This window comes from Acinetobacter sp. YH12117, from assembly GCF_013418865.1.
GTDB classification, from domain to species: domain Bacteria; phylum Pseudomonadota; class Gammaproteobacteria; order Pseudomonadales; family Moraxellaceae; genus Acinetobacter; species Acinetobacter indicus.
Map to the genome: position 1 here is coordinate 1 of NZ_VPBF01000069.1, position 4,937 is coordinate 4,937.

Genomic DNA, 4,937 nt, shown 5'->3' on the forward strand with positions numbered 1-4,937 from the left:
CTATGAATAAATACACAGAAATGATAAATTCGTAAATGGACATAACATGAGGTAGTTTTCTTAGTCGAAATCTAAATTGTGTTATGTCCTTTTTATTTCAAGAGTTTAGAAAGTTGAGATTCGCGTTTAATAAATAAACTTTTATTTACAATTTGCAATAATCTCATGTTGTTCTACGCATAAGTTCACCATAATTCCTACACAGTTTCACTTCAACACTTTTTTATTTTAAAAACAACAATTATATTGGGCGGAACTTCGTATAAGTTGTTTTTATATTCAGGACTGTTTATGTCATCTAAAACCAATAAGCAACCGCTCTTAAAAAAAATCACAAAAGGGCTTACGGTCAGCTCAGTGATCACCGGCAGCACTTTTTTACATGGACCGCCGGTACTGGCTTTGGGCCTGACCAAATTGTTCAAGAAATCGGCCAAGGTCGACCAGACCAATATCCAGATTACCAACAGCTGGCTGAGTGTCAACAACTGGCTGATTGACCATGTATTACCCAATACCCACTGGGACATCAGTATTGAAGATGGTCTGGAACTGAGCATGCAGGGCCGTTATTTAATGACCTGTAACCACCAGAGCTGGGTCGATACCACCGTCAACCAGTATTTCGGTTTAACCCGTATGCCACTGACCCGTTTCTTTACCAAATGGGAGCTGATCTTTATTCCTTTTGTCGGACAGGCCTTTAAAATTCTGGGCTTCCCGATGATGAAGCGGCATACCAAAGAACAGATTGCCAAAAATCCGGCGCTAAAAGACCGCGATATGCTGGAAGCGCGTAAATCTTGCGAGCAACTGCTCAGCCAGCCATTTACCCTGCTCAACTATCTGGAAGGCACGCGCTTTACTCAGGAAAAACATGATCAGCAACAATCACCGTATCAGCATCTGCTGAAACCCAAAGCTGGCGGTCTGGCGCTGGCGCTGAATATTCTCGGCAATGAAATTGATGCGCTGGTAGATATGACCATTGTGTATCCGGACGGCGCACCGGGTTATGGTGAATTCTGGCTGGGTGAAGTGCCACGTATTGCGGTCAATCTGCGCAAAATTGACATTCCAGACTGGGTCTTGGGTGGTGACTATGAAGAAGATGCCGCATATCGGGAACGTTTTCAGGACTGGGTGCATCAACTCTGGACAGAGAAAGATCAGCTCATTCATGAAATGAAACAGAAATTTGCTGAGCAGTAAGCGAGTACCAAAAGCATTATGAAGAAACGCGAAGAGCCGGTGATCAAATCTTCCTTTCACTTTGTCAGAAAGGACTCATGGAGCTGGAAAGTAGTGCTGGTATACGACATCTTTATGATGGCGTTAATTCTCATCAACCTGTTCTGCCTGAGTGCCAATGCCATTTTGATGAGTGATTTTGGTGACTGGCTTTTCAACTTTATTCAATTGCCGGAGGTACTGCAATTTTATCGCACAGAACTGCGTCCCTGGGTCATTATTACCGAAGGCTGGTTTACCACCTTCCTGATTATCGAATTGCTGGTACGTTGGGGCCTGGCGATTATTTTCCGGCATCATGCCCGCTGGTGGTTCTTCCCCTTCGTACACTGGTATGAAGTGCTGTCGATTCTGCCACAGCTGCGTTTTCTGCGTTTATTACGTGCCGTGGCAATTGGCTACAACCTATATAGTCATGGCTACAAGGTCATCCCGGACAGCATCTTCCGACGTGCCAACTTTTATTACAACCTGGTGATGGAAGAACTGTCGAGCCGGATTGTGCTGACCATTGTCAATAACCTGCAACGTGAACTGAGCAGCAGCACTGGTCATCGCCAGTTTATTGATGATCTGGTCGAGCAGCACCGCAAACTGCTGGCCGCAGCACTGGCCGACATCTTGCAGCAATCTTTGGGTAAAGAATTGCAGAGCCAGCGTCAGAGCATTGCCGAAAATGTCGGTCAGGTGGTGAGTCAGGCCATTGAAGATACCCCGGAGCTGACCCAGTTACTGCGCCTGCTGCCAATTGTCGGCGGACGTATGGAACGGCAGATTCAAAGCATTGGCCAACGTTTGGGCGAAAATATTACCCAAGGGCTGATTCAGCCTTTTGCCCATCATGACACCCTGCCAGATAATGTGGCCTATGCGCATATTGCCAACAAAGTCAGCCAGATCGAGATTGAACATAATCCGCATATTGATGCGTTGGTGGAATCTGCGGTATTTGAAACCCTGGAAGCCATTCGCAAACAGGTGAAAGTGAAAAAGTGGCAACAGATCCTGAATGAGCAGGAAACTGACAAAGAATAACCAGCAATAAAAATATTTAAACCTTCGGCTAGAGTATTCGGCCGAATTGTTCTAGGATTTGCTCTATTTACAACATTTACTTCGACAACAATGAACAGGTCAGAAGTCTTAAGGAATCATTATGGCTGACATACGGATAAAAGGCAGAATGGTCAATGCGATTCGCATTAGCTTAGATACAGATGATCATGATGCGATCCGCCAGCAATTGAGCCCAATGTTACAAAAAGGGTTTCCACCCCAAATTCCGGCGGTGATTGAAAGTTCGGTAGATCAGGAATTAATTGCCCTGATTCAACTGCTGATTGATCTGAATGTACAGCCACTGGCCGTGGTAGAAGGCATTCTGTCGGAACAGGCGCGTGCCATCCAGTTCCCGGTAATTCCGCAAGATCGTCAGTTACAACAGATCAAAGCCACCCAGGAACAGGTCATTGAAACTCCGGCAGAACCTGAAGCGCCTGCCGCAGAAGCCGCGGTGGTAGAAGCTGCAGCGGCACGAATTTCGCATGTGACCTCTTATCACGATGAAATTCTGCGTACCGGTCAATGTCTGGTCCAGAACCAGGGCGATATTATCTTGAAAGCTGGTATTAACAGCGGTTCGGAAGTGATTGCTTCAGGAAATATACATATTTATGGTAGCGTTCGTGGTAGAGTCATTGCCGGCGCAGGTGGGAACAGTTCAGCACGAATTTTCTGTCATTCCCTAGAAGCAGAATTGGTATCTATTGCAGGCACTTACTGTGTGGCGGACGATATTCCCCCGCACGTAACGAAAAAACCGGTACATATTTACCTAAATGACAACCAAGAGCTTGTATTTGAAGCTCTGGAATTTTAATGTATAAATAAACACCAAAAAACCCCATACACAAAAGGGGGATTTAAACCATAACAGGAGTGGATTCGGTGGCGAAAATTGTTGTCGTAACATCAGGCAAAGGTGGCGTAGGTAAAACTACAACGAGTGCATCTTTTGCAACAGGTTTAGCCCTACGTGGCCACAAAACTGTTGTTATCGATTTTGACGTGGGTTTGCGTAACCTGGACTTGATCATGGGTTGTGAACGTCGCGTTGTTTATGATTTTGTGAATGTTTTAAATAATGAAGCGCGTTTACAACAAGCATTAATTCGCGATAAAGATATTGAAAACCTTTATATTTTACCTGCTTCTCAAACTCGTGATAAAGATGCCCTGACCGATGAAGGTGTGGCACGTGTCATGGATGAGCTTGCTCAAGAGTTTGATTACATTATCTGTGACTCACCAGCAGGGATTGAGCGTGGCGCCATTTTAGCCATGTACCATGCCGATGAAGCGATTATTGTGACCAACCCTGAAATTTCTTCAGTACGTGACTCGGATCGTATTATTGGCATGCTCGACAGCAAAACCAAAAAAGTAGAACAAAACGAAGGACGTATCCGTAAGCATTTATGTATCACACGTTTCAATCCGGAACGTGCCGATAAACAGGAAATGCTCACCATTGACGATATTTCAAAAGATATTTTACGTGTACCAACTTTAGGTGTAATTCCAGAATGTAAAAGCGTTCTGCAAGCATCTAACGAAGGTAAGCCAGTCATTCTGTATAGCGAAACTGAAGCGGGTCAGGCGTATGATGACCTGGTGGCACGTTTCTTGGGTGAAGAGCGTCCATACCGTCACATTACTGCTAAACCTAAAGGCTGGTTAGCACGATTATTTGGAGCGTAATTATGGCAGGATTCTGGAGTAAATTATTTAGCAGCGAAGAAAAAGCATCAAGTGCTCAAACCGCCAAGGATCGTTTAAAAGTCATTGTTGCTTCTGAAAATGGTTTAGGCCGCCGCCTGAGCCAGGACAAAATTGACCAGATGAAAAAAGAAATCATGCAGGTCGTGAACCGCTATGTCCGCGGTGTCGATGAACAGCACATTCAAATGTCGGTACGTTCTGAAGCCAACATTGAAATGCTTGAAATGAATATCAATTTGCCTGAAGAGCGATAATCTGATTTTTGATTAGTCAAGCAAATTGAATCAAGGCAGAATATGAGGCGGAAATAGCAAACTTAAAGCATTGCTTTAAGGATTTGCCCAGCCGCAAGACGAGAAGCTGTGCTTCAAGATAAAGTGCACAAAGACACTTTGCCTCTTGCGAACTCATATTTTGCCTTTTTTTCATTTCGAAAAACTATTCCAGGAGATTGCGATGGCATTGTCTCAACCAGCAACATTCAATGAAGAATGGTCAGATGAGCGTGTATTTGCCTACCTGAATCAGCTTCCTCCGAATGGTGTGAATGCTGATTTCCATGTGCTTTACCATGCATTTAAACATATGCGCCCAGCAGACTATGAGCGTTTACTGACCCAGTTTGTTGCCGATGGCCGTGATGTAAATGCCACCAATCCGGAAGGACAGCGCATTCATGACGTGATTGCTGAATTCCCGCGTCAAAGCGCAGAATTCTTGGCAGTACTAGCAAAATTTGCTTAAGTCACACTGTCCATAAAAAAGCCCACCTATTGGTGTAATGCCAGTCAGTTAAGCAAATATTAGAAAAATGTAGTAAAAATGAGTGTATGTAAATACGCTCATTTTTTTATGTCTTTATCTGAACATTTAGAATCCACTCTTGAACATTCTCTCCCATCACT

Annotated in this window: 6 protein-coding genes; all 6 read left to right on the plus strand. The window is 44.3% G+C overall.

Annotation, left to right across the window (positions count from 1 at the left end; all coding sequences use genetic code 11):
• The first annotated feature begins 291 nt into the window (after nt 1-291).
• Nucleotides 292-1,212, plus strand: coding sequence for an acyltransferase (locus FTU55_RS14480; RefSeq protein WP_005179793.1), 921 nt, complete (start codon nt 292-294; stop codon nt 1,210-1,212).
• Nucleotides 1,213-1,230: 18 nt separating this feature from the next.
• Nucleotides 1,231-2,286: a preprotein translocase subunit SecA gene (locus FTU55_RS14485; protein WP_168408722.1), complete on the plus strand. Its 1,056-nt coding sequence runs from the start codon at nt 1,231-1,233 to the stop codon at nt 2,284-2,286.
• A 121-nt stretch (nt 2,287-2,407) separates the two neighbouring features.
• Entirely contained in the window at nt 2,408-3,130 is a 723-nt protein-coding gene (minC, locus tag FTU55_RS14490; RefSeq protein ID WP_005179806.1) for a septum site-determining protein MinC, read from the plus strand.
• Between the two features lie 68 nt (nt 3,131-3,198).
• Nucleotides 3,199-4,011 carry a septum site-determining protein MinD gene (gene minD, locus FTU55_RS14495; RefSeq protein WP_005179808.1) on the plus strand — a complete coding sequence of 271 codons (813 nt, stop codon included), beginning with the start codon at nt 3,199-3,201 and terminating at the stop codon, nt 4,009-4,011.
• A 2-nt stretch (nt 4,012-4,013) separates the two neighbouring features.
• A complete protein-coding gene (gene minE, locus FTU55_RS14500; protein WP_005179812.1) occupies nt 4,014-4,286 on the plus strand; it encodes a cell division topological specificity factor MinE in 273 nt (90 codons plus the stop codon).
• 202 nt (nt 4,287-4,488) lie between these two features.
• Nucleotides 4,489-4,776 (plus strand): PA4642 family protein, encoded by a 288-nt coding sequence (locus FTU55_RS14505; RefSeq protein WP_016659463.1) that lies wholly within the window; start codon nt 4,489-4,491, stop codon nt 4,774-4,776.
• The last annotated feature ends 161 nt before the right edge of the window (nt 4,777-4,937 follow it).

Coding starts and splice junctions, on each gene's coding strand:
- FTU55_RS14480 (WP_005179793.1), top strand. CDS start 292: ATGTCATCTAAAACCAATAAGCAACCGCTCTTAAAAAAAATCACAAAA.
- FTU55_RS14485 (WP_168408722.1), top strand. CDS start 1,231: ATGAAGAAACGCGAAGAGCCGGTGATCAAATCTTCCTTTCACTTTGTC.
- minC (WP_005179806.1), top strand. CDS start 2,408: ATGGCTGACATACGGATAAAAGGCAGAATGGTCAATGCGATTCGCATT.
- minE (WP_005179812.1), top strand. CDS start 4,014: ATGGCAGGATTCTGGAGTAAATTATTTAGCAGCGAAGAAAAAGCATCA.
- FTU55_RS14505 (WP_016659463.1), top strand. CDS start 4,489: ATGGCATTGTCTCAACCAGCAACATTCAATGAAGAATGGTCAGATGAG.